The organism is Peribacillus sp. JNUCC 23 (assembly GCF_053653995.1).
Window position 1 is genome coordinate 214,100 of the sequence record NZ_CM132202.1, and the last position, 25,530, is coordinate 239,629.

Genomic DNA, 25,530 nt, shown 5'->3' on the forward strand with positions numbered 1-25,530 from the left:
ATTTACATGGAAAAGAGAAAAGGCCAGGTTACCTTGCCCAGTGAAGAAAACTTTCTAAAGGAAACAAAAGAATTAATGGAGCGTTGGGGAGCGGATGCGATTCGAGATAGTGATGGTACGAAACTGGATGATGACATCAAACAATTGGATGCCAAAATATATACGACTTATTTTGTTGCGCGGGGACAGAATGAGTTTGCAAAGAATCATATGGAAGAATGCCAGCAACTTTATTTAATGAGCTTGTTCAATACTGCACTTACTGACACACTGGAAATTGATTTTATGAAAGGCTATTTTGAAGAACAATTACGGCCGGATTACCTCCATGATCCTATGAAATATTGGGAAGTCATCGACCGGACAACCGGAGAAGTGGTTGATGTAAATGATTGGGAAGTAAACGAAGAGGCAAATCGGGTCGTCATTACGAAGGCGATTCCTTGGCACGAATACACGGTATCCTTTTTAGTTTATGTGATTTGGGATCCAACCCAAATGTACAATCATATTACCAACAATTGGGGCGATAAGCCACATGACATTCCTTTTGATGTCAGGCAGCCATACTCCAATGAATTTATGAAAACCTATTTAAAACAATGGCTGACGGAAAATTCGGATACAGATGTGGTCAGATTCACAACGTTTTTCTATCATTTTACCCTTGTGTTCAATAATCTTGGCAAAGAAAAATTTGTCGATTGGTTCGGTTATGGTGCCAGTGTTTCGGTGGCTGCTTTGGATGCCTTTGAACAAGAAAAAGGTTATCGTTTAAGACCAGAAGACATCGTTGACCAAGGCTATTATAATACTTCATTTCGAATTCCAACTCCGGTCTTTTTAGATTATATGGATTTTGTGCAAAAATTTGTTGCCCAAGAAGCAAAGAAGCTCGTGGACATTGTCCATGAAAGCGGCAAGGAAGCGATGATGTTCCTTGGCGATAACTGGATTGGTACAGAACCGTATGGAAAATACTTTGAAAATATTGGATTGGATGCAGTGGTAGGGAGTGTCGGCGGCGGAGCAACATTACGAATGATTGCGGATATCCCACATGTCCGTTATACAGAAGGCCGTTTCTTACCTTACTTCTTCCCGGATACGTTTTACGAAGGTAACAACCCGGTGATTGAAGCCAATGAAAACTGGTTAACGGCCCGGAGAGCGTTGCTGCGGAACCCTGTTGATCGCATCGGCTATGGCGGTTATTTAAGCCTGGCCTATCAATATCCAGAATTTGTCTCATATATTGAAAAAGTCACCGAGGAATTCCGTGAAATTTATGACACGATCAAAGGCGTTAAACCATACAGTGGTCTTAAAGTCGCAATTTTGAATTCTTGGGGCAAGCTGAGAACTTGGCAGACACATATGGTTGCCCATGCTTTGTGGTATAAACAAATTTATTCTTATTTAGGTGTATTGGAATCTTTGAGCGGGGCTGCTGTGGAAGTTTCGTTCATTAGTTTTGATGATATCATCAACGATGGGGTACCAGAGGGTGTTGATGTTATCATTAATGCCGGCGATGGGGGTACGGCTTTCTCAGGAGGGGATTATTGGATTAATGAAAAGTTAGTCACTACAATCAGAGCCTGGATTCATAACGGCGGCGGCTTCGTAGGTATTGGTGAACCAACAGCTTATCAGCATGAAGGCCATTACTTCCAATTGGCGAATGTCTTAGGTGTTGACAAAGAACTGGGATTCAGTTTATCAACAGATAAATATTTTGTCACTCCTATCGAAGAGCATTTTATTTCTGCAGACAGTGCCCAATTTGATTTTGGTGAGGGAATGAAAAATATTTATGCATTATCAGAGGAAACCGAAATTATTGAGTATTCCAATGGAGAAGTTCGTCTTTCCAGTCATCCATTTGGAGAAGGCCGAGCCATCTATATAGCGGGGCTTCCATACAGCGAGGAAAATACGCGGCTGTTGATCCGTGCGTTATACTATGCTGCCCATAAAGAGGAAGAATTCCATAAATGGCATGCGAGCAATATCCATTGTGAGATTCATGCCTACCCTTCGATTCGAAAAATGGCAATTGTTAATAATTCAATGAAGGAACAAATGACGGCTGTTTATGACGGAGAAGGCAACAGTAAAGAAATGACTTTGGCACCTAGTGAAATTCGATGGGAGGATTTTTCCAATGAGGGCTAGTGTTTTAGTCCTTATTAAGCTGGTTGTGTTTATCTCTTGTCTAGTATTGATTATCATGGGCCAAAAGACAGCAGGTAAACTCGAATTCGGCATGATGTTAATCGGATTAGCCGGTCTCTTAGGACTGCTTTATGATTACAATCGAAAATACATTTAAAAAAATGAGAGTAAAACTTTATTGAGGTGTTCTTTACGCTTCGTTAAAGTTTTACTTTTTTAAGGATGGAAGATTTACTGAAGGAAACTAGCAATAAATCCAAAGCATCTATACTTGTTGGGGTGACACTATAAGTGTCGGAGATGTTTACACTTAGTAAAGAAACATTAGTATCGTTGGGTGCATCGATTACAGCACTATTACGAATTTCCGGTGGCTAAGGCAGATTCTGACTGGACCTTTGAAATGGTTGGGTTTCCGAATGTGAGTGTTCCATTATCAAATGGCCGATGTCCGTTATTCGTCGCCGTTCAGAACAAATCAGTACTCATGTTGAGGCAGGGGCACATATTTTTATGAAGCAAAATTACAGTGATGAAACACTTGGAATTATCGCAAGAACTGGTGAGACATCGCACAATACGATTACACCCATTGCTCGCAAACATGGGACCTTTTGAACTAGATTTGGTTTTGCGAAATAATCGGACGAACGAAGAGCATCCACTGGGAATTTTTCATCCTCACAACAATTTTCATCATATTAAAAGGGAAAACATCGGGCTGATTGAAGTGATAGGGCTTGCCTCTTTACAGGCACGCTTAAAAGAGGAACTTGAGGAAGTGGAAAAATATATTTTTGGCGATGCACATATGGTTGCTGACTATCATTTAGCTTGGGCTGAAGAGCTAAAAGTACGTTACCAAGAGATTGCCAATGAGGCAAATATTGAATTACTCGTAAGAGAAGAAGTTGGGGAAAAGTTTTTGAAGGGACTAGAAGATGCCGCTGTTTTTAAGCGGAATGAAGAGGGAAGAGAAGGATTTCGTCGTTTTATTGGTGCCTGTCACTCCTCGAATGTTGTCGAAATTTGATAGTTTTATTGTAGCGAACAGTGACAGGAACTTTTCGCTTTTTTTTACAATTCACTAAAAAAACAATATTTCTAAAAATTTGGACAATATCTTTATTGTGTAAGCGCTTTAATAAAAGTAATCTAGAGTACAAGTAGGTGGTGGTACTTGGTAATCATTTTGTTTTATCTTAACAGGTATCGCCTTCTATCAAAATATTAAATTCAAAGAAGGAGAGGAATTGGGGAGCAAGTATTATAAGAGATTCTTCCAAACCCTGCTTGCGCTTGTGTTGATTTTGCCAACGTTTTTTACGGGTTTCATTCCGCCGTTCGGTGCAGAAGCAGAAGTGACAAATCTAAGGGTTACAATTTCATCTGGAGGAAATGAAGTGCTTTTTAACAGAATGTAAAAATGAAAAGGAGGGTATATATGAAAAACCCAAGAAATAAGTATAAGAAAACGATTGCAGTACTTTTAGCTGGTTGTATGGTAGGCTCTACATGGTATGCGAATAGTTCTCTGACATTAGCTGAGGGGAAAACGGATATTAAACAAGAAGCAAGTCAAATCATTCCACGAAGTGCACAAGCGATTATTTCTTCTAATAAAATGGACGTTCTTGTCGATGTGAAGTTTCCAAGAGTAATTCAGTACGATTTAAAATCTGGGAATGGAGCAGGGAAGACTTTTTACGGACAGACTGAGGCATTAGATACAATCCTTATTAATGACGTAGCAGTAAAACCAAAGGTAAAAGCAAAAGTTTCATCTGATAAAATTGTGTATGAGATGACTTTAATAGACGCTAGTAACAATATCTCTGCAGTTATTACTGCAGAAATGGTTGTTAAAGATAATATTTTAGAATTTAATATTACAAAAATTGTGGACAATAAAATCGTAAAAACAATTGAAATTCCAAATCACAATTTAATTTCTGTAAATAGTAGTCAAAAAGATGCTGTACTAGATGGAGTACAGATGTCTACAAATACACATATCAATGGTGACAGACAGGTAAAGGTTGATCAAAATTTAAATACGAAAGATGAAGAGAAAAAAGGATATATGTATGCCTTTCTTTCTAATGATGAATTAAGTGCAGGTATATGGTCTAATACGGAGAATAGTTTAGCAAAAAAAATAGCTCCAGATTCTTATGCTGCAAAAACTGACGCACAAAGAATTACAGCTACGGCTTCGACTAATAGTGTAGGGCAAAAAATAATTGGTTTAAGTAGTACATTCTGGACGTATCAAAAATCAGAAGAACATCGTAAGGAAGATGGTACTCTGGAGCTAGAAGATGGAACAGTAAACAAGGTAGATGAAATGCCATCTGCGAAGGTTGTTATTACTGCTGACGCTAATGGTGATAAAAAAATAAACTGGCAAGACGGAGCTATTGATTATAGAAATATTATGAACGAACCTCTAGGGACAGAAAAGGTTCCAGACTTAGTTGGTTACCGGATTAGCATGAATTTTGGCGGTCAAGCTCAAAATCCTTTCTTAATGGCTTTAGATGGAGTTAAGAAGTTTTCTTTAAGTACCGATGGACTAGGGCAATCTATTCTACTGAAAGGTTATGGTAGTGAAGGGCATGATTCTGGTCATTTAAATTATGCAGATGTTGGAACTCGTATCGGTGGCGCAAAGGATATGAAAACATTGCTAGCGAAGGGTAAAGAATATGGGGCAACTTTTGGAGTTCACGTGAATGCAAGTGAAACTTATCCAGAGTCAAAATATTTCCAAGAAGATCGTTTATTAAAAAATCCAGATGGAACTTATAAGTATGGTTGGAACTGGATTGACCAAGGAATAAACATTGATGCTGATTATGATTTAAGAAATGGTAGAGCACAGCGATTCAAAGATTTTTATGACGTTCTTGGTGGCCAAAAGAATGATTTAGATTTTATTTATGTAGACGTTTGGGGTAATGGACAGTCAGGTGATAATAGTACATGGCCAAGTCGTCAGTTAAGTAAAGAAATCAACAGTTTAGGTTGGCGCTTAGGTAGTGAGTGGGGATATGCTAACGAGTATGATTCTACATTCCAACACTGGGCAGCTGATTTAACTTATGGTGGTTATACTCTAAAAGGTATCAATAGTACAATCACGCGTTTTATTAAAAACCATCAAAAAGATGCATGGATTGGTAACTATCCCAAGTATGGTGGCGACGCTGATGCTCCATTATTAGGTGGCTACAGCATGAAAGACTTTGAAGGATGGCAAGGTAGAAGTGACTATAAAGCCTATATGGATAACTTGTTTGCAGTGAACGTTCCTGCAAAATTCATCCAACATTATAAAGTAACACAGTGGGAAGATGGAAAAGCAGTTGAAATGACAGATAATAATACAACTTACAACTGGGTACCGGGCATGAAGGCGGTATTAAAAGATGACTCTGGTAGAAATACACTTGCAATTGAAAGAAAGACTAATGATTTTGCAAATGATAAGGATGGTTACCGTACAAGAGTTATGACATTTAATGGTAATGAGGTATTTGAAGGTAAACCTGGTGATGAAAAGTATTTAATTCCATGGTCTTGGGATCAAAATGGTAAAAAATTATCATCAGCGAATGAAAAATTATACCATTGGAATACAAACGGTGGAAAAACAACTTGGACTGTTCCAGCTGGCTGGAAAGGTACAGTTAAAGTTTATGAGTTAACAGAACTAGGTAATCAAAATGAGGAAAACGTTGTGATTAAAAATGGCAAGATCACATTAAATGCAAAAAAATCTACCGCATATGTAATTCATAAAAAAGCAAAATCTAACAAAGATGTTAAATGGAGTGAAGGAATGCATCTTGTAGATACTGGCTTTAACAGCAATTCCTTAAATGATTGGAAAGTTACAGGAGATTCAAAAGCGGTTAAGATTACGAAGAGTGAAGGTAATAATAACATGTTAACAATCTCTAACAATAAAAAGAAAGTAAATGTTACTCAAAAAGTAACGGGGTTAAAACCAAATACTAAGTATGCTGCTTATGTTGGTATTGACAACAGAAGTGAAGAACAAGCAAGTATTACAATTACTTCTAACGGTAAAAAGTATACAAATAGTACTGGTAAATCTATCGCTAAAAACTATGTAAGAGCTTATGCACACAATACTCTAGGTTCTGAGCAAGCAAAAGCAGATGGTCAAATGACTTCAACAATAGATGGAACAAGTTATTTTCAAAATATGTACGTATTCTTTGAAACTGATAAAAAAGCATCTGATGTAACCCTTGATTTGTCTAGAGATGCTGGGAATGGTACAAGTTACTTTGATGATATTCGTATCGTAGAAAATAACACTAAAAACCAAGTAAGCAGTAATAAATTCGTACAAGACTTTGAAAGTGTTGCACAAGGTATCCATCCGTTTGTAATTGGTGATATTGAAGGTGTAGAAGATAATAGAACTCACCTTGCTGAATTAAATGCACCATATACTCAAAGAGGTTGGAACCAAAAATTAGTGAATGATGTTATTTCTGGTAAATGGTCAATTAAAACTAATGGTTTAACAGAACGTGACACACTTGTATACCAAACAATACCTCAAAACTTCAAATTCAAACCAGGTGTAACGTATAAAATCACTTTTGATTATGAAGTAGGTAGTGATGGAACTTACGCAGTAGTAACAGGTAATGCTCCATTTGAAGAAAAAGGAGTATTAACTAAGGATGAATTAAAATCAACAGCAAGTAGCGATAAGGAAGCAAAAGCTGGCACATATTCCTTTACTTTAAAAGGGGATGAATCAGGTCAAAGCTGGTTTGGTATTTATTCTACTAACAAAGCTGCCGATACTCAAGGTGTGAAAGGCTCACAAGCTAACTTTAATGGCTATAAAGATATTATGCTTGATAATCTAGTTATTGAAACGGTACCAAACAAATAGAATCAGTTGTTTTAAAATGGGAGAAATCCTTTTGATTTTATAGGGTCAGCACCTGAACGCTATATACTTGTCGTTTATCTGGCTTCAAAAACAGTAAGTTAATAAAAAGGCGATTTTTTGTTGCACCTATGGTCTCAACATTTCCTCTGTTAAATTAATAAGCGAGAGTCCCAATAAGGTAAACCCTATTGGGACTTTTTTAATTTCTCGAGAATGTATTGTAGCTTAAAGTCAAATTGTAAGTTAAAAAGGCTACTTCTCAAATGGACTTTCCTATAATCTATTTTCCTGTTTGGATAATGTCCCAGTCCATGTGTCCCTTTTTCTCAAAATCAGTGTATATTTTTGTCACAGAAACTTGTTGCATCCATGCAATTGCTGTTGTATACTAGCTGAGTAAAAAAACGAACATTAAACGTAATTTTTATTTAAATATTCGTTTTAATCAAATGAGGGGAATTCACATCTATGAAAAACAGATTTAATCTCAAATATTTTACAGTAATCATGTTTGCTGCTTTCATGCTAATTGGGTGTTCTAATAATCAAGATGAGTCTAATGTATCTTCAACTGAACAACAAGAAGAAAAAACAAATACAGCACAAACAGATAAGCGGGTTATCGGTATTATTGGTGCCATGAAAGAAGAAGTAGCAATCCTTCATGAGAAAATGAAAATTGAAAGTACTGAAACTGTAGCGGGAATGGAATTTTATAAAGGAACATTAGATGGTGAAAACATTGTCTTGGTTCAATCAGGAGTCGGAAAAGTTAATGCAGCTGCATGTACGCAAGTGCTAGTAGATCATTTTGGTGTTGACTATCTAATTAACTCCGGTGTTGCTGGTGGTCTAGGCCCTGATGTAACGGTGGGGGATATTGTCATTTCTACAGATGCTGTCCAACATGATGTAGATATCACTGCATTAGGGGAAGATCCTGGTGTCATTTCCAGAATGGATACAAGTATTTTTACAGCGGATGAAAAGTTAATTCAACTAGCACAGTCATCTGTCGAAGGATTATCTGAAGATATCCATGTTTTCCAAGGAAGAATTGCTAGTGGTGACCAATTTATTGCAAGTGCAGAACAAAAAGCAGAAATTAATGAAATATTCTCTCCATATGCAGTAGAAATGGAAGGAGCAGCTATTGCTCATGTTGCACATTTGAATGATGTACCTTTTGTTATTATTCGCGCTATCTCAGACGATGCCGGCGGTGAGGCTGATGTAAAGTATGAAGACTTTGTCAAAATGGCAGCTGAAAATGCCAGCAAGATGATTGAACAAATGATCAAAAGTGCTAATGAAAGCTTGTAATCTTTATTTGTTAAAAAGTTACCAGATATCTTAACGATAACATAGTATAAATATCCTCATATTTGTAAACCAAGAGTAACAGTGCAACTGCGATCAAGTAGACTGTTACTCTTTTCACAATTTCCTCATCGTAAATAAAAGACATCCTATTTATAGCGGGATTTATATATACGAAAAGTAATATCTTTTAAAGCATAGAGTTGTTTAAGTTACGTCTATTAGCCTATAATTAAAAGTTCGTAATTGCTTTTCTTACGAGGGTATAAAAAAGAAAATTATTCCTATCTATAAGAAGGAACAATAATGAATGGAGGAAATGAAATAATGTTTGATCTGCCAAATTGTCCAAAATGTAATTCTGAATACACATACGAAGATGGAAGTCTTTTTGTTTGCCCAGAATGTAGTCATGAGTGGACTTTAGAAGGAGAAACTGAAAACGGTGAAGGCGAAAAGATTATTAAAGATGCAAATGGCAACGTCTTAAATGATGGCGATTCTGTAACAGTAATCAAAGATCTTAAAGTAAAAGGAAGTTCATTAGTTGTAAAAATAGGGACAAAAGTAAAAAGTATACGTTTAGTTGATGGGGACCATGATATTGATTGCAAAATTGATGGTTTTGGAGAAATGAAATTGAAATCTGAATTTGTAAAAAAAGTGTAAAAGCAATAGACAGAAATAATAGGTGTGTTATAGAACACTTCCACTATGAAATCCTCGTTTGTAAAGATAGAATTTCTCTCTAAATAATTGATAAAACGAACAGGTGTGTATCGAGAAGGATCAGACATCACACGCTAAAAACCGTTTATGTCTCATTTATACATAAGGGTGTGTATGTAGATGTGGGTCTGACCTTTGTTATAGGGCAACATCTTTTGACCTAATACATAGTTTTATATAAGTAATTGTTCGGGCTTTACTTCTTTAAAATTCAGTTTTGGATCTATATCAAACAGTCAAAGTCGATAGAAGGCATTTAAGGTCTCATCAACTATTTCTAGTTTTAACAAAACCATTTATTACGTGTAGAGTTTCTACTAGAGGAGTGAGTTATTTTTGCTTTTCTGTTATCTGCTCATCTTTAGATGTGTCATGGCCTACTGCGAAGTTTAATGTTATAACACCGATAATAATAAGCAGTATTGAAACAATTTTTAGTAAGCTAAAACTTTCATTAAAGAAAAAAACGCCAATGAAAGTGATGATCAAGATACCAATACCAGACCAAATTGCATAGGCAACTGACACCTCAATGGTCTTCAGTGCTAACGTTAAAAAACTAAGGCTACCAATGTAAAAGAAAGCTAATAATAGACTAGGTACTAATTTTGTGAATCCCTCAGATAATTTCATATTGATTGTGCCCGCTACTTCAAGCAAGATAGCTAGGCATAAATACACCCAAGACAAGTTCATTCCTCCTTACTAAATTAAAATTCAGAGTAGATTGTAAATTCCGATAATTCAATTATACATGAAAGAAGTACATAACAGTTATCTGTAACTACCTGTTGTTAAGAGGAATGTTATAAATGGATAAAAAGATGTATGATTACCGCTACTAAAAAATTTACGCAACCTTAAAAGATTTTTTTGAAGGGGTTTTCAGGTAGAATTAAAAATTGTTTCCCGTGGAACAATTTTTTTTGCCGCTTGTCGTTCAAATATCTCGTTGCTATCATTTTGTACATTATTAGTTCGAAAAGATGTTAAAGTAGTGTGATGTGTCAGTTGGCTAATTACGTCTATCATATCTTAGTTGTTAAGGAGTCTGGCCTCTGTTTGTATGACAGCCACTATTGTCTGGTAAGTTTGCTTCTTAGTCATTTTCTACATTGGGAAAAATAATCTGAACTTTTAAAGTAATAAGGGGAATTAGCTGTTATGTTGGGTGAACAATTTAAGGTTATAAATGAATAGAATGAAATGAGTTTTCTAATATGACGGCGTCATGGAAGGCTTGATTGTAATATAATAGAGTAGCGGGAGTGGAGAGTATGAAACCATTTATTAGAAGTGATCAATATAATTTCATTAAAGCGCAAATACAGATTTTAATTAATGGCCACGCGACTGTTAATGACAATGATGTTCTGCAAGCATTAAAATCAATCGTTAACGAAAAGGTGTTACATTTGTTCATCGATATGAGCGAAGAGCAGAGACAGGTATTAGATCCAATCATTACGATTGAAGATAACGATAAAGCTGAAGAGTATCTATCACAAGTAAAGCCATATGTGATTCCTTTTAAAGAAGTAACCGAAATAACGATCAAAAAATTATTTCCAAAAGCAAAGAAGTTAAAAGTGCCAATTCTCGAGAACGTGGATCTGAAAGAGATTTCATATTTGGGATGGAATGATAAGGGCTCTAATAAAAAATATATCGTAGCTCTCAGCGATCATAAACTTGTTGGCTTGCAAGGGACATTTAAAAGTATAAACAAAAAAGGAATTTGTGCACTGTGTAATCATCATGAAGAAATAGGAATGTTTCTTTCTGAAGCAAAAGGATTGGCAATCGGTACATTTATTAAAAGAGGGAATTATATCTGTGAAAATAGTCAGACATGTAATCAGAATATCATCACACTTGATAAATTAAATGACTTTGTTGAGCGAATTACTCGTTAATAGGGTTGGAATAGTTAAAAAAACCAGTTTTCACATGAGGATAACTGGTTTTTAAGGATAACTAGGCTTATTTATTTACTTGATGCTCTGAATAGAAGAAATCAACCGGATGCAGCCAATTGATTCGCGCCAGTCGAGCAGCTTCATCTTTATTATTCTCTTCGAAAGCATTCAAAATTGCTTCATGTTCTTCGATTGAACGTTGCGTGAAAACAATCGATGAATGAAAATAAAGTCGAAAAACATGTGACTGAAGCGTGGAAACTGAACTTGAGATATACTCATTGTGAGCGTTTTCTACAATGATATTGTGGAATTGTTCATCCAACTTTAAGGTGTTGTCAGAGTCACCGTTTTTAATAGATTGAGCAAATTTCGTATTAATATCACGTAGCAAATGAAGCGTTTCTTGATTAATAACAGGTGTTGCAAGTTCTGTGGCTAATGCTTGTAACACTGCTAATGGAGGCAATATTTTTGAAACATCCTCTTTATTTAAGGTGGTCACTTGTGTGCCGACCCCTGGATACATTTCGACGAAACCTTGGACATTAAGCAATTGCAAGGCTTCCCTAATAGGAGTTCTACTTACACCCAACGCTTGTGCAAGGTCAGCATCATGCAGTTTTTCTCCTGGTTGAAGAGTACCATCAATAATCCATTCTTGAATTTGATTAAATGCACGTTTTTTGGCAGATAAACGAGGCTTTATTGAAAAATTAGTAGGTATGGGCATTGTATGACCGCCTTTAAATAGTGCTAGTTAAATTATATTGAAATTATATTGTAATCACTTTATTGAAATCTATCTATTTTCAAGTCTCAGCTTGTGCTTGACTGTAGTATATAAAAAAATAGTGATAAATTCAATATATTACATATGAATTAAATATTTTAAATTCTCCGAAATATATTGCACAAGTATAACTTCTATGTTATCTTTCGTATATTAAAAAAATAATTTACTTGCTACGAAGGGAGTTTAATATGACGAACAAAATATCATTTTCATTTTTAGTAGCTATAGGATTTATGTTATTCGCTTTATTTTTTGGGGCTGGAAATCTTATTTTCCCTGTAATGCTCGGTCAATCATCAGGTGTGAATTTTTGGTCAGCTAATGCAGGATTTGTCGTAACAGGAGTCGGGCTTCCGTTACTAGGCGTTCTGGCATTTGGGATATCGGGTAAAAGTGATTTACAATCACTAGCGAGTCGCGTACATCCAATTTTTGGACTTGTTTTCACGATGGCTCTTTACTTATCAATTGGTCCATTATTCGCGATACCAAGAACGGGTAGTGTTTCATACGAAATCGCATTGAAACCTTACTTGCCTGAAAATGTTGGCTTTTTACCTTTACTAATTTTCACGATCATATTCTTCGGTGTTACTTGTTTTTTTTCACTCAATTCTGCGAAAATTGTCGATATAGTAGGAAAAATCTTGACACCTATTTTGTTAATTGTAATAGCAATCTTGATTATAGCAGGCATAATCAATCCGCTTGGTCAATTCCAAGCGCCGATTGATGCTTATAAGGAGAATGCATTCTTTAAAGGGTTTCAAGAGGGATATTTAACAATGGATACTCTTGCAGCATTTGTTTTTGGAATCATTATTATTAATGCAATTAAGGATAAAGGGGTAACAACGAAGAAGCAGATTATGGTGGTATGTACACAAGCCGCATTAATTGCCTCAGCGCTTTTGGCTATTATCTATACGTCTCTTACGTATATGGGGGCATCAAGTGTAGCGGGAGTTGGGCATTTAGAAAATGGCGGAGCGGTTCTAACAGCCATTTCTAATCACTACTTCGGATCGTTTGGGGGGCCTTTGCTAGGATTAATCGTGTTAGGTGCATGTTTAACAACGAGTATTGGACTCATTACTGCGTGTTCATCTTATTTCCATAAGCTATTTCCAACCATTTCTTACAAAATGTTTGCCGTTGTATTGTCTGTTTTTAGCATGATTTTTGCGAATGTCGGGTTAATGAAATTAATTAGTATTTCTGTTCCTGTTCTTACAGCGATTTATCCATTAGCGATTGCGTTAATCTTTTTAACCTTCTTACATTCGTTCTTTAAAGGAAGACAAGAAGTTTATCTAGGCACAATGCTAATGACTTTTGTTATCAGTTTATTTGACGGATTAAGTGCTGCGGGATTGAATATTAAAGTAATTGATGACCTATTTACTGCGATTCTACCTGGATATGAAGTAGGGCTCGGCTGGATCGGTTCTGCTATTATAGGAGGAATATTAGGGTATCTTATCAGCATCTTAAGAAAAAAACTTAATCCGTACGCTGCTCAATTAGATTGAGAGGGGAACTAATAAAAGGAATTTAGCAACTTAGATTCTTCGCGTTACGACCTAATCATTGTCTAATTTGTAAATAAAGGATGCCCCAAAAGGTCAGACCTCACACTTTATACACCGTTTATCGAGTCATGTTCATGTCTCAAACGGTATATAGTAGTTGTGGAGTCTCGACCTTTTTGGTTTTTGGGCATCCTCTTTTTTATAGAACCGGATCTTACGACCACTATGTAGTGAGTAAGTTAAGAGTCCATTTCCTCTATTTTTAAATGTAGATTCTAGATTGGCATATATTCCATACAATTTAGTATGGTCTATTTTTTGTGGAATATAAAATAGAATTGTGCATAAAATTGGCTTCATGCGTTTCATCGTCTTATCAACTCTTTCAGAGTGAAGTGTCGGAAGTTGTACTATCGAAATCAATGTTTTTATTTCCTATGATATTAGTGTTTTGGTTGCTAGTAACTCTGCTACTCCTTTTAAATAAAATTCACAGTTCCGTTTAATTCTTCAAAACCTCGGCTAAATATTGAGTAGTAAGTGAAGTAGCGATTTCCTTGTTTAATCCATACTTGCGTCATTGACTGGACCTTTACTAATCGTAAACAATTACTTATACTAGTATAATTGCAGTACATACGTTTTTGAAATATAGTGATGAAAAGTATACTATAAGATATTTAAGAGGTGGAGCAAATGCCAAATCTAGTGGATAAATTTTTTAATTGTGAAAAAGAATTGACTCTTTCTGTTATTGGTGGGAAATGGAAAATGTTGATATTGTGGCATTTGGGAAAAGAAGGAACTAAACGATTTGGTGAACTGAAGGCTCTTATGCCAGGGATCACCCAACGAATGCTAGTGAATCAATTGCGTGAGCTAGAGGATCATTTGATTATTCATCGTGAGGTGTATCCTGTTGTACCTCCAAAGGTAGAGTATTCTCTTACTGAGCATGGGCGGAGCTTAATGCCGATTCTAGATTCTATGTATGAATGGGGAAAATATTATATCGAGAATGTATTACAAACAGAAAATGAGTCTAATGAATAGGAATAAAACTATCTCATTATAATAACGTCCACGGTCGGCAATCCTATAAAAATGCTTTCCGTGGTATTATAAAAAATTCCTCTTCCTTTAAAAATATCTCTTGCAAACGCAAACATATTTTTATATAATAATATTAGACAAAGGATTGTTACTGTTCGGCAGGCAAAACCTGGATTGATTGGAGTATTACGGGGAAACTGTAATATTGGGATCAGTTCAGGTTTTTTTGTTAGTATTTAAAAAATCAGTGATAAGGTGACTCATTATGCGCATAAAAAAAGTCTTTAACAACAACGTTATACTGACAGAAGATGGGAACCAAGAAGAAATGGTTGTTATGGGGCGTGGACTCGCTTTTCAGAAGAAAGTTGGAGATGAAATCGATGAAACGAAAATTGAGAAAACCTTCGTCATTCACTCGAAAAATGTCTTTGATAAATTATCTGAATTGCTCAAAGAAATCCCATTTGATCACTTGGAACTGTCTAATGATATTATCGAATTGGCCAAACGAGAATTGGGATATCAGTTAAACGAAACCGTTTACTTGTCATTGACGGATCATATCCATTTTGCGCTAACAAGGATTCAAGAAGGACTGATAGTGAAGAATGCCCTATTGTGGGAAGTTAAGAAATTTTATAAAGATGAATATCGTGTAGCTAAACATGCGGTTCAGATGATTGAGGATCGGACAGGTATTCAATTACCAGATGATGAACGTGCATCGATTGCCCTTCATCTGTTCAATGCAAGACATGATTCGGCGGGCATGGAACAAACCATGGAGATGACGAAGATTGTCAATGACATCATTACGATCGTGAAGTATCATTTTGGCATCATGTTTGATGAAGATTCAATGAATTATAGTCGATTTATTACTCATTTACGCTATTTTGCTTACCGTATGCAAAGAGGGGAATTATCTCATGAAGACGAGGACCCATTATTTGATCAAGTGAGTAAGCAGTATTCACAAGCGTATCAATGTACCATCAAAGTACAAACATATTTGCAGTTAAGTTATAACGTCCAGATGACGAAGGATGAAATGGTGTATTTCATGATCCATATTCATCGCGTATCTAGTCGTGAGAAAAAAGCATAATTTTTCTGATTAGGATTGTTACTGTTCGGCAGGCAAAACCTGAGAAGAAATGTTGAGAAAAGTGGGTGTGTACCCCTCCTTTCTATCTGCATTTCTTTTCAGGTTTTTTATTTTTTACCGTAAATGATGGGGCAGCAAACCCTCTTATCTCGAAAAATCAAGGATAAAAGGAATTTAGGAGGGGGATTACTACTTATAAAAACTTAACGACGGATAGGATATCCTAGTCAAATTACAAAAAGGGGAAACTAACAGATGGATAATAGAGAATTAGCTAAAAAGATTGTTGAAAAGGTAGGCGGCGAAGAGAATATAAACTCTCTTGTACATTGTGCAACTCGTTTACGTTTTAAATTGGATGATCGTAGTAAAGCGAAAAAAGACGAACTCCAAAACATGGAGGGGGTCATCACTGTAGTTGAAAGTGGTGGCCAATTTCAAGTTGTTATTGGGAACCATGTGCCCAAAGTGTATGCGGAAGTTATGAAAGTAGCAAAAATTAGTGGGGAAACGAATAAAGAATCGACATCTAATGAAAAGGTCAGTCCAGTCTCAAAGGTTTTTGAATATATTTCAGGAACGTTCTCTCCTTTGATTCCCGCACTAGCAGGGGCGGGGATGATTAAAGCGCTTCTTGCCATTTTAACATTATTACATTGGATTAATGTAGATGGCAGTACGTATGCAGTGCTAAATGCAGCTTCGGGTGGAGTGTTTTTCTTCTTGCCTATCTTTGTAGGGATCACGGCTGCGTTGAAACTTGGTGCGAATCCATATGTCGGTGGCGCGATTGGAGCGGGTTTATTAGAACCTAGCTTTACAGCTCTTCTTGAACACGGAGCTCGTTCGGAATTTTTGAATTTGCCGTTAGTTTTGACCAATTATTCATCAACCGTATTTCCGATGTTGATTGCGATTGCTATTTTTGCTCTATTAGAAAAATGGGTTAAAAAAATTACACCGAGTGTACTCACATTATTTTTCACGCCGATGGTTTGTCTACTCGTAATGGTCCCGTTAACAGCCTTAGTATTTGGTCCGTTTGCAGTGTACGTGAGTGACGGAATTATGAACGGTGTTTCTTATCTATCGTCTGTATCAGCTATTCTAACAGGGGTTATTATTGCGGGTGTGTGGCCATTTCTTGTTATTCTCGGTGTCCACTGGGGTGTTGTGCCAATCGCGATTAGTGCGTTTGCCAAAGGCGGGGATGTGATTTTGCCTATTACAGCGGCTTCAACGTTTGCTCAAATGGGTGTTGCTTTTGGTGTGTTCCTGCGTGCACGTGACAAGAAATTGAAATCCTTGACCCTTGGAGCGGTGTTATCAGGTGTCCTTGCTGGTGTGACCGAGCCGATTATATATGGTGTGATCATGCGCTACCGCAGGTTGATTCCAATCATGGTGATTGCGGGTGTTATTGGCGGAGCCATCGTTGCGACATTTGATGTACGTTTATTCACGTTTACATTTAACAGCATCTTAACAATCCCGGCTTACCAGCCTCCAGTTCAATATACAATTGGCGTAATGATTGCTTTCTTGGTTGGGACCATTCTGACTTTTATAATCGGATATGAGAAAAAGAAAGAAGAAGAAATCGAACCGGAACAAACAACACCAGTTCCACCAGCTAGAGATAACAAAATGGCTATAGCTAGTCCTATCGAAGGTACGCTTCTTCCGTTAGCAGATGTACCGGATCCAGTATTCTCTAGTGGGGCGATGGGCAAGGGAGTTGGAATTGAACCTACGATTGGGCGCGCTGTTGCTCCGTTTGACGGAACGGTCACAATGATTTTTCCAACAAGCCATGCGATTGGATTAACTTCAAATGATGGAGTAGAAGTTCTCATCCATATTGGGCTAGATACGGTCCAATTAGAAGGAAAACATTTTACCGCCCATGTCGAAAATGGACAGGCAGTTAATCAAGGAGACATTCTTGTAGAATTTGATATTGCTGGTATTAAAGAAGCGGGATATAAAGTAACGACACCAGTGATTGTAACGAATACAACAAATTATTTAGATGTCATTGCAGATGAGCCAAAAGAAGTAGTTAGCGGGCAGTCTATCCTTACAGTTATTAATTAAGATGTGAATCGTATGTTGAATGAGGCATGCGATTCACAGTGATTAAACGATACGGGAGATAGCAAAAGCCATTTTTTGTTGTGAGAAAGTAATGGATCACTAAAACACAAAGGTTTATTTTGTAAAGAAAGTCAGTCGAAGAAGGTAAATAAATATGAGGGAGAGATTCGAAAATGAAACATACTTCTTTAAAAACATTTCCGGAAAATTTTCTATGGGGTGGTTCAACATCTGCTTATCAAGTAGAAGGTGCATGGAATGAAGATGGCAAAGGCCCATCTGTTGTAGACATGGCTAACCACGTAGAAGGTGTGACAGATTTTAAAGTAACGAGTGACCATTATCATCACTACAAAGAAGACGTGGCATTATTTGCTGAAATGGGCTTTAAAGCCTATCGCTTTTCGATTGCTTGGACACGTATTTTCCCGGCAGGTACAGGGGAAGTCAATGCTAAAGGTGTAGAGTTCTACCATAACCTGATTGATGAAATTAAACAGCATAATATGGAACCAATCGTAACGATGTATCACTTTGATTTACCTTATGCTCTTCAACAACAAGGTGGCTGGGCGAATCGTGCAACGGTCGATGCCTTCGAGCGATACGCAGAAGTATTATTTAACGAATACGGTGACAAGGTGACATACTGGTTAACCATTAATGAACAGAATATGATGATTCTCCATGGGGATGCTCTTGGAACGTTGGACCCGAGCTTGAAGGATCCAAAGAAAGACTTATATCAACAAAACCATCACATGTTAGTCGCGCAGGCAAAAGCGATGAAGATGTGTCACGACAAATTGCCGCACGCGAAGATTGGTCCTGCTCCGAATATCGTTTCGATTTATCCTGCAACGTCTAAACCAGAAGATATTTTAGCAGCAGATAACTATGCGGCAATCCGCAACTGGTTGTACCTAGATGTAGCTGTGTTCGGCAAATATAACCATGTTGTATGGTCCTATCTTGAAGAAAACGGATGGACACCGTTGATTCAGGATGGAGATATGGAAATTCTTAAAGGGGCAAAACCAGATTTCATCGCCTTTAACTACTATACATCTCAGACCGTCCAAGAAAGCACGGGTGAAGGGGAAGACAAGCAAGGAACGGGTGATCAACATTTAACAATCGGAGAGCCAGGCGTATTCAAAGGTGCGAAAAATCAACATTTGAATACGAATGAATTTGGTTGGGAGATCGATCCAGTTGGATTCCGTACAACTCTTCGTCAAATCTATTCACGTTACGGATTGCCATTAATCGTAACAGAAACAGGGCTTGGAGCATTCGATAAGTTAGAAGAAGGCGACAAAGTACATGATGAATACCGCATAGATTTCTTGCGTAAGCATCTTGAACAAATGCAATTGGCAATTTCCGACGGTGTAGAAGTATTTGGCTTCTGTCCATGGTCAGCGATTGATTTAGTCAGTACGCACCAAGGTATTAGCAAACGCTACGGTTTTATCTATGTGAACCGTGATGAATTTGAGCTACTTGATATGCGCCGCATCCGTAAAGACAGTTTCTATTGGTACCAAAACGTCATTAAAACGAATGGACAAGAGATTTAATCTATGCACAAGAGTGTTCTATAAGTAAAGGGTCAGACCCTTTTGGGACATCCTTCATAAATGGTTAGAATCTATGAAAATGATAGTAAGAATATAGCAGTTTATTTACATAAATTGAAAGGGGATTATCAAAATGACAATCACGAAAAAAGAATTTCCAAAAGGCTTTTTATGGGGCGGTGCTACAGCGGCGAACCAATTAGAAGGTGCATTTGACCAAGACGGGAAAGGTTTGTCTAGTGCAGATTTAGTTGCTTATATCCCGAAAGATCAAAGAAAGAAAGATAATGCGATCGAAATCAATTCGGATGAAATTGAGAAAATCTTGTCAGGTGAAAAGGTTGCTAGGTTTCCTAAAAGGGAAGGTATCGATTTTTATCACCGCTATAAAGAAGATATCGCGTTATTCGCTGAAATGGGCTTTAAGGTTTTCAGATTATCGCTTAACTGGGCACGGATTTTTCCAAATGGAGATGACCAAGAACCAAATGAAGCAGGTCTAAAATTTTACGATGATGTGTTTGATGAACTTCGTAAATATGGAATTGAGCCTTTAGTTACCCTTTCGCACTATGAAACGCCTTATGGGCTTACTGAAAAATATAATGGTTGGCTAGGACGGGAAGTCATTGGCTGCTTTGAAAAATATGCCAAAACCGTATTTACACGTTATAAGGACAAAGTGAAATATTGGCTGACATTTAATGAAATTAATATGATTACATTGAGTCCGTTTACGGGTGGAGGCATTGTTTCCGATCGTACAGATCATCCTTTACAAGCTCAATACCAAGGATTGCATCATCAATTCGTTGCAAGTGCATTAGCTACAAAGGCTTGTCATGAGATAATCCCTGGTGCAAAAATTGGCTGTATGCTTGCGAGGATGGAAACGTATCCGAATACGCCTAATCCGTTAGATGTGCGAAAAGCACAATTAGAAAACCAAATGAACCTTTTCTTCACAGACGTACATGCGCGTGGAGAGTACCCAAACTATATGAATCGTTTCTTTAAAGAAAATCAAATTTCTATTAAAAAAGAAGATGGTGACGATGAAATACTAAAAGAATATACTGTGGATTTCGTTTCTTTTAGTTATTACATGTCTTTAACTGCTTCTGCAAGTCCAGAAGGGGAAAGAGCGCAAGGGAACCTATTTGGTGGTGTAAAAAATCCATATTTGGAATCATCAGATTGGGGTTGGCAAATTGACCCTATTGGATTAAGAATTATGCTGAATGATATGTATGACCGCTATCGAAAACCATTATTCCTTGTAGAGAATGGCTTGGGTGCTTATGATAAAGTTGAAGAAGATGGCTCGATTCACGATGATTATCGTATCGACTACTTAAGAAAACACATTGAACAAATGCGAGAAGCGATTGAAGATGGCGTTGATCTTATGGGGTATACAAGCTGGGGGCCAATTGACTTAGTAAGTATGTCTACTTCTGAAATGTCTAAACGCTATGGATTTATTTACGTTGATTTAGATGATGATGGAAATGGAACTTTAAAGAGATCGAAGAAGGATTCTTTTGATTGGTATAAAAAAGTCATTGAGTCTAATGGTGTTGAATTATAATATCGTAAGTATTTATCTTGGTATATGCGAAATCTAAATAGTAAGAATGAGGATGTCTCATAAGGGTCTGACCTCGCACTCTAAATCAGTATGTAGTGTTTCATACACGCATTTTATACTGTATTTAGTTGTTGCGGGGTCTGACCCTTTGCGTTTGAATGAATTAGGAGTGTAATACAAAAGAGTGAAAGAACTAGTCCATCTCAATATACTCTCTATACTGAATAATCCTAAAAATAGGGTATAATAATAGAATGCAAGTTCATGCACAGAAAAGGAGATAGACATTCTATCTTGAGTGATCTTTAGCAGGATAATGCATGTTGTTAGCGAATGTAGCTAATAATGATTGCTGAAAATGAATAATTGGAGGCGAAGGAATGTTTAGTACAATTGAAGATTTTTTGACAAATTGGAAGCACGAAAGTGGATCTACGCAAAAAATACTGAATGCGTTGACCGATGAATCATTAGCGCAGGAAGTATCTCCTGAGGATCGTACACTTGGACGGATCGCGTGGCATGTCGTAACGACCCTTGATGAAATGATAGGGCGTACAGGGCTTGTTTTTAAAGCGGCTCGGCACGATTTACCAGTCCCGAAAACGTCGAGTGAAATCGCAGAAGCATATCGCACATCAAGCGAAGAGATGGTCGCTTCGATTCGCGAACAGTGGAATGACGAAACACTGAACGAAGAGAGAGATATGTACGGAGAAATGTGGTCCATTAACACGGTGCTCGGGCTGATAATCGCACATCAAGCACATCATCGTGGCCAAATGACCGTGCTCATGCGTCAAGCGGGTCTGACCGTACCCGGCATATATGGACCGGCAAGGGAAGAGTGGGCGGCGTTTGGAGGACAAGCTCCTGAAGTATAATCGTGTAAATGGAAATTGATACTTAAATTCGGCTGTTATTTAAACATAGTACGTAAAGAACACGTATGAGTTAGCGGTGAAAGCCGCCTTTTATACGTGTTTTTTGTGGAAAAGAGGCGGGGCTTCGCAAAATTGGCTCTGTACCGCCACCTTCATAAGGTGATGTAATTTGAGAACCTGAACCTTTTTCATCGCCTAAGTTTTAGAGCAGGCGCTCATGGCTGTTTTTTAGATAAAGAAATCTACCTATTCTAGCCATGGCATCTAATGTTATAAGTAAGGAAAAGTCCCAACTGATGGAATCTTCATTTGATCAGTCCGCTCCGCCGCCACCACCATCTCCTCCGCCACCGCCGTCGCCACCGCCACCACCACTATCACCATAGCTGTTGCCTGACGAGCTCCCTTTGGAAGCGGAAGAATTCGACCATTTCCATGTATTTCCTAAGTAGCTGACTGGGTCTTCATCATGATAGACCAGGTAGGTAAGGGGCAAGGCTTGAGCATATTCAAGTTCTGGTATTACTAAGCTTGCTATTTTTGTTTTAGAGTGCTTGACTTGGAGTAAAAGAATTCGGGTTATTGTTTTTTCAAGTTCAGATTCTGTAAGATTAGTAGGTATGCCATCTCTTTTTATTTCTTTTCTGAATTGTCTAATCTCTGAATGGATACTAGTCGCTTTCTGGGAAAATGCAAAACATGGTGCTAGGACATATAAGAGAAAAACAAATAAGATCGAAAAGAAAAGTAGTTTCATAAGATTGATATCGACTAACATAAGTGAACCGATGACAGACGTTAAGATGAAAAGGATAATTCTCTTTTTTCTTCTATATTGGATCCATCCGGCGATAAGTGTGACTCCCCCAACAACACTGTACCCAATAATAGCTATTGTTGAGAGTGAGTCGATTACATAACAATATAGAACAGTTGTGAATATGATTAGTAGCAATCCCCTCGTTAATAGGGCAAATCTGTTGTTCAAGAATCGTTCCTCTTTCAACTCTTGTAGAACTTCTGTGAACCATTCCTTTTCTTTCCTTTTAAACTCCATATGTCTTCGTTGATATTTCTGTGCTTGCTGTTGGTTCATTTTTTCTCTTTTTGTTAGGCCGGCAATATCGGTCATGGAAAAAGAAAGCTTTCCTTGACCATACTTCTGCTTGAACAGCCAGGAGACGAGCAGCTTTTCAGAAGAAGAAAGCTTACCCAGAGGAGCTGTTAAAGTAAAGAAAAGGCTATGTTTGGGAGCTGTAGGATCCTTTTGAAACCTTCCTCTTGTCTGCTGGATTTGAACAGTGGCTGCTCCTTTTTCAACAAGAGAATATAGCCCAGATAGGAACGCATAAGGATTCAATCTGCCAATACGGTGAATCATATATAGATGAAGTGGATCATGCTTTAGAATGCTCTCTGTACTTCTTCTAGGCACAAGTTTCATGATGAGCAAGACGAAGCAGCAACAGATAAGGAGAACCAAGAAACCAATTAAAAACTTTGAAAAGCCTGCCTTTTGTTTTGTTTTCTTTATGGCTGTTTCTACTCGCTTCTTTTCCTGTGCAACTGCTTCCTTTAAAGACATAGGTGCTGCATTTTTAGCCTGTTCACTCATGATGGATGAGGGAAAGAGTATCCGGGTTTCAGTTAAGGCATACATTTCAGATACCGGAGTGGAGAAATGGACGCTATATGAATCTTTTGATGAAACTTTCCCTTTCCGGTCATGGAAGAATGCATACGTGTTTTGATTATCGACTTCTTGTGGGAAATAAAAATCAATGTTTACATGAAAAAGATCGTTATCATGATTTGAATCTGTTCCAAAGAACGGTACGGTCAAATCACTATAAGAATCATATGATTTCACAGCATTTTTTAACGTATATATATAGAAAATATACTTCTTTTCATTATTGGACGGAAGGGATGCAGTATATGTACGGTCATCTTCTGAAACATGTAGCTGTCTCAGTTCATTCCTCTGCATATAGCCAAGCTTTGCCTTTGGATTCAACAGCTCATATGCCTCGAAATCCTGCACCCCATCATGATGGTCCTTCTGGATAGAACGATGGACTTGACTATACTTTCCATCAAAAGTGTATGTGAAAATTTCATTCACGACTAAATTGCCGTTTGGCTGAATCCAGGCGCGGATATTTACTTGATCAATCGAAAAGGACTTAGCGAAAGTGGTTGAAGCCATGATGAAACCAAGAATAAAGATAAACGGAAAAATAAAGAATACTCTTTTCAACTAGTTCCCCCCTACGATATTACTCATTAGTATCACTGTTAATCTACGAATAACTAAATATTACCATATTTATAAAAGGAATGGAAAGCGAGGCAGGGATTTGTTCATTCTATCTGAAGCGTGGCTATATTTTTTGAAAAAATCACAAAAATTGGTGGATGTGATTGTGATGGAACCTATTTTGCTTCCTTTATCGAAAAAGGCTTTTTCTTTTTTAGCATTCCTCTTGAAAAACCTCAAGACATATGGCAAAGTAAGTAGGTGATGAAGCATTAAACGAATTGAATAATGAAACATGTGGGGGGACCAGTGTTGCTGGTTGAGACCGTATCCAATAGATACATACCCTTGGAACCTGATCTGGTTAAAACCAGCGTAGGGAACATATTTAAACAGGACTCATTTGTTATGATATGCACCCTAGGGATAAACCTATGGTGCTTTTTGCGTAGCGCGATTCCTATTAAACGTTTACATATTTTCCACCTTGTTTCTTCGTTTGCTGCTTTGTAAGACATGTTCAAGGGGGAAATGTAATGAAGAAATGGTTAGTCTTACTTAGTGTGATGCTTATTCTTGCTGCTTGCGGGAATAGTCAGGACAATGGTTCGAAGGAAAAGAATCAAGAGAAATTAAAGAAAGTTACTCTTGTTTTAGATTGGACGCCGAATACGAATCATACTGGTTTGTATGTTGCAAAGGAAAAGGGGTATTTTGAAGAAGAGGGGCTAGATGTTGAGATTATAATGCCAGGTGAGGCGGGAGCTGACCAGCTTGTCGCAGCGGGAAAAGCAGAGTTCGGAATTGGCTACCAGGAATCTTTGACAGAAGCGCGTGTACAAGGTGTGCCATTGGTCTCGATTGCTGCTATTATTCAGCATAACACGTCTGGATTTGCTTCCCCAGTTGATAAGAAAATTACCTCACCGAAAGATTACGAAGGAAAGACGTATGGCGGTTGGGGAGCACCTGTAGAAAAAGCTGTCCTATCTTCTTTGATGAAGCAGGAAAATGGAGATGTGAAAAAAGTCGATATTGTGAATATGGGAGATACGGATTTTTTCACAGCGGTTAAACGAGATATTGATTTTGCTTGGATTTATTATGGGTGGACAGGTATAGAAGCTGAGTTGCGTGGGGAGAAATTGAATATGCAATATTTGACCGATTACACGGAAAAGCTAGATTACTATACGCCTGTTCTCACAACTAATGAAGATTTAATAAAAGAAGATCCAGATACTGTTCGTTCTTTTGTAGCAGCAGTTTCCGAGGGCTATCATTATACGATTGAACATCCCGAAGAAGCGGCGGACCTTTTAATTAAAGCAGTTCCTGATATAGACCCAGAATTGGTAAAGGCAAGCCAAAAGTGGTTATCACCGAAATATCAAGATGACGCTTCAAAATGGGGTGTTCAAGATCAAAAGGTTTGGGAAAACTATGCGAGCTGGATGTTTGAGAACGGTTTGCTTGAAAGTGAATTAGACGCAAAAAAGGCATTCACCAATGAATTTTTACCGAAATAAGGAGGA

General features: G+C 37.5%; 19 protein-coding genes and 1 riboswitch. Of the genes, 16 read left to right on the forward strand and 3 right to left on the reverse strand.

Going from position 1 to position 25,530, the window contains the following annotated elements; all coding sequences use genetic code 11:
• Positions 1-6: 6 nt before the first annotated feature.
• The 7 genes from gnpA to JNUCC23_RS01230 all read left to right on the forward strand — a co-directional run bounded on the left by gnpA (position 7) and on the right by JNUCC23_RS01230 (position 9,109).
• Positions 7-2,178 (forward strand): 1,3-beta-galactosyl-N-acetylhexosamine phosphorylase, encoded by a 2,172-nt coding sequence (gnpA, locus tag JNUCC23_RS01200; RefSeq protein ID WP_454213830.1) that lies wholly within the window; start codon positions 7-9, stop codon positions 2,176-2,178.
• On the forward strand, positions 2,168-2,335 hold the full coding sequence (locus tag JNUCC23_RS01205) for a DUF6903 family protein (RefSeq protein WP_403077311.1): 168 nt from the start codon (positions 2,168-2,170) through the stop codon (positions 2,333-2,335). Before gnpA ends, JNUCC23_RS01205 begins: the two co-directional genes overlap by 11 nt.
• 435 nt (positions 2,336-2,770) lie before the next feature.
• The gene (locus JNUCC23_RS01210) at positions 2,771-3,211 is read left to right on the forward strand and encodes a hypothetical protein (RefSeq protein WP_454213832.1); all 441 of its coding nucleotides are present in this window, start codon (positions 2,771-2,773) and stop codon (positions 3,209-3,211) included.
• 220 nt (positions 3,212-3,431) lie between these two features.
• Positions 3,432-3,602, forward strand: coding sequence for a hypothetical protein (locus JNUCC23_RS01215; protein WP_403077304.1), 171 nt, complete (start codon positions 3,432-3,434; stop codon positions 3,600-3,602).
• A gap of 20 nt (positions 3,603-3,622) precedes the next feature.
• The gene (locus JNUCC23_RS01220; protein WP_454213834.1) at positions 3,623-7,120 is read left to right on the forward strand and encodes an endo-alpha-N-acetylgalactosaminidase family protein; all 3,498 of its coding nucleotides are present in this window, start codon (positions 3,623-3,625) and stop codon (positions 7,118-7,120) included.
• Between the two features lie 468 nt (positions 7,121-7,588).
• The gene (locus tag JNUCC23_RS01225; protein WP_454213836.1) at positions 7,589-8,443 is read left to right on the forward strand and encodes a 5'-methylthioadenosine/adenosylhomocysteine nucleosidase; all 855 of its coding nucleotides are present in this window, start codon (positions 7,589-7,591) and stop codon (positions 8,441-8,443) included.
• A 324-nt stretch (positions 8,444-8,767) separates the two neighbouring features.
• Complete coding sequence (locus JNUCC23_RS01230) at positions 8,768-9,109, forward strand: zinc ribbon domain-containing protein YjdM (protein ID WP_062187079.1); 342 nt, start codon at positions 8,768-8,770, stop codon at positions 9,107-9,109.
• Positions 9,110-9,499: 390 nt separating this feature from the next.
• Here JNUCC23_RS01230 and JNUCC23_RS01235 read toward each other — a convergent pair whose 3' ends face one another.
• Complete coding sequence (locus JNUCC23_RS01235) at positions 9,500-9,859, reverse strand: DMT family transporter (protein WP_062186982.1); 360 nt, start codon at positions 9,857-9,859, stop codon at positions 9,500-9,502.
• Between the two features lie 587 nt (positions 9,860-10,446).
• Here JNUCC23_RS01235 and JNUCC23_RS01240 point away from each other — a divergent pair.
• Positions 10,447-11,085 (forward strand): FusB/FusC family EF-G-binding protein, encoded by a 639-nt coding sequence (locus JNUCC23_RS01240; protein WP_454213838.1) that lies wholly within the window; start codon positions 10,447-10,449, stop codon positions 11,083-11,085.
• Positions 11,086-11,152: 67 nt separating this feature from the next.
• On the opposite strand, the gene JNUCC23_RS01245 is transcribed toward JNUCC23_RS01240, so the two are convergent.
• Positions 11,153-11,821 carry a GntR family transcriptional regulator gene (locus JNUCC23_RS01245; protein WP_454213840.1) on the reverse strand — a complete coding sequence of 223 codons (669 nt, stop codon included), beginning with the start codon at positions 11,819-11,821 and terminating at the stop codon, positions 11,153-11,155.
• A gap of 251 nt (positions 11,822-12,072) precedes the next feature.
• On the opposite strand from JNUCC23_RS01245, the gene brnQ reads away from it, so the two are divergent.
• The 7 genes from brnQ (at position 12,073) to JNUCC23_RS01280 (ending at position 21,735) form a co-directional block, all read left to right on the forward strand.
• Positions 12,073-13,416, forward strand: a complete 1,344-nt coding sequence (gene brnQ / locus JNUCC23_RS01250) for a branched-chain amino acid transport system II carrier protein (RefSeq protein WP_454213842.1) — start codon at positions 12,073-12,075, stop codon at positions 13,414-13,416.
• Positions 13,417-14,112: 696 nt separating this feature from the next.
• Positions 14,113-14,469: a winged helix-turn-helix transcriptional regulator gene (locus tag JNUCC23_RS01255; protein WP_062186973.1), complete on the forward strand. Its 357-nt coding sequence runs from the start codon at positions 14,113-14,115 to the stop codon at positions 14,467-14,469.
• A 265-nt stretch (positions 14,470-14,734) separates the two neighbouring features.
• On the forward strand, positions 14,735-15,580 hold the full coding sequence (gene licT, locus JNUCC23_RS01260; protein WP_403077288.1) for a BglG family transcription antiterminator LicT: 846 nt from the start codon (positions 14,735-14,737) through the stop codon (positions 15,578-15,580).
• A 255-nt stretch (positions 15,581-15,835) separates the two neighbouring features.
• Positions 15,836-17,677: a beta-glucoside-specific PTS transporter subunit IIABC gene (locus JNUCC23_RS01265; protein ID WP_454213844.1), complete on the forward strand. Its 1,842-nt coding sequence runs from the start codon at positions 15,836-15,838 to the stop codon at positions 17,675-17,677.
• A 173-nt stretch (positions 17,678-17,850) separates the two neighbouring features.
• Positions 17,851-19,260, forward strand: coding sequence for a glycoside hydrolase family 1 protein (locus tag JNUCC23_RS01270; protein ID WP_454213846.1), 1,410 nt, complete (start codon positions 17,851-17,853; stop codon positions 19,258-19,260).
• A gap of 133 nt (positions 19,261-19,393) precedes the next feature.
• Complete coding sequence (locus tag JNUCC23_RS01275) at positions 19,394-20,851, forward strand: glycoside hydrolase family 1 protein (RefSeq protein WP_454213848.1); 1,458 nt, start codon at positions 19,394-19,396, stop codon at positions 20,849-20,851.
• Between the two features lie 380 nt (positions 20,852-21,231).
• On the forward strand, positions 21,232-21,735 hold the full coding sequence (locus JNUCC23_RS01280; protein WP_062186963.1) for a DinB family protein: 504 nt from the start codon (positions 21,232-21,234) through the stop codon (positions 21,733-21,735).
• Positions 21,736-22,048: 313 nt separating this feature from the next.
• Here JNUCC23_RS01280 and JNUCC23_RS01285 read toward each other — a convergent pair whose 3' ends face one another.
• Positions 22,049-23,995, reverse strand: a complete 1,947-nt coding sequence (locus JNUCC23_RS01285; protein ID WP_454213850.1) for a DUF2207 domain-containing protein — start codon at positions 23,993-23,995, stop codon at positions 22,049-22,051.
• Positions 23,996-24,284: 289 nt separating this feature from the next.
• Positions 24,285-24,394: riboswitch (TPP riboswitch) on the forward strand.
• A 137-nt stretch (positions 24,395-24,531) separates the two neighbouring features.
• On the opposite strand from JNUCC23_RS01285, the gene JNUCC23_RS01290 reads away from it, so the two are divergent.
• Complete coding sequence (locus JNUCC23_RS01290) at positions 24,532-25,524, forward strand: ABC transporter substrate-binding protein (protein WP_403077273.1); 993 nt, start codon at positions 24,532-24,534, stop codon at positions 25,522-25,524.
• Positions 25,525-25,530: the final 6 nt, after the last annotated feature.

What these genes read in the sequence shown, in the direction of transcription:
- JNUCC23_RS01270 (WP_454213846.1), top strand. Translation starts at nt 17,851, where the DNA reads ATGAAACATACTTCTTTAAAAACATTTCCGGAAAATTTTCTATGGGGT.
- JNUCC23_RS01290 (WP_403077273.1), top strand. Translation starts at nt 24,532, where the DNA reads ATGAAGAAATGGTTAGTCTTACTTAGTGTGATGCTTATTCTTGCTGCT.
- gnpA (WP_454213830.1), top strand. Translation starts at nt 7, where the DNA reads ATGGAAAAGAGAAAAGGCCAGGTTACCTTGCCCAGTGAAGAAAACTTT.
- JNUCC23_RS01220 (WP_454213834.1), top strand. Translation starts at nt 3,623, where the DNA reads ATGAAAAACCCAAGAAATAAGTATAAGAAAACGATTGCAGTACTTTTA.
- JNUCC23_RS01265 (WP_454213844.1), top strand. Translation starts at nt 15,836, where the DNA reads ATGGATAATAGAGAATTAGCTAAAAAGATTGTTGAAAAGGTAGGCGGC.
- JNUCC23_RS01205 (WP_403077311.1), top strand. Translation starts at nt 2,168, where the DNA reads ATGAGGGCTAGTGTTTTAGTCCTTATTAAGCTGGTTGTGTTTATCTCT.
- JNUCC23_RS01230 (WP_062187079.1), top strand. Translation starts at nt 8,768, where the DNA reads ATGTTTGATCTGCCAAATTGTCCAAAATGTAATTCTGAATACACATAC.
- licT (WP_403077288.1), top strand. Translation starts at nt 14,735, where the DNA reads ATGCGCATAAAAAAAGTCTTTAACAACAACGTTATACTGACAGAAGAT.
- JNUCC23_RS01280 (WP_062186963.1), top strand. Translation starts at nt 21,232, where the DNA reads ATGTTTAGTACAATTGAAGATTTTTTGACAAATTGGAAGCACGAAAGT.
- JNUCC23_RS01245 (WP_454213840.1), bottom strand. Translation starts at nt 11,821, where the DNA reads ATGCCCATACCTACTAATTTTTCAATAAAGCCTCGTTTATCTGCCAAA.
- JNUCC23_RS01225 (WP_454213836.1), top strand. Translation starts at nt 7,589, where the DNA reads ATGAAAAACAGATTTAATCTCAAATATTTTACAGTAATCATGTTTGCT.
- brnQ (WP_454213842.1), top strand. Translation starts at nt 12,073, where the DNA reads ATGACGAACAAAATATCATTTTCATTTTTAGTAGCTATAGGATTTATG.
- JNUCC23_RS01240 (WP_454213838.1), top strand. Translation starts at nt 10,447, where the DNA reads ATGAAACCATTTATTAGAAGTGATCAATATAATTTCATTAAAGCGCAA.
- JNUCC23_RS01255 (WP_062186973.1), top strand. Translation starts at nt 14,113, where the DNA reads ATGCCAAATCTAGTGGATAAATTTTTTAATTGTGAAAAAGAATTGACT.
- JNUCC23_RS01275 (WP_454213848.1), top strand. Translation starts at nt 19,394, where the DNA reads ATGACAATCACGAAAAAAGAATTTCCAAAAGGCTTTTTATGGGGCGGT.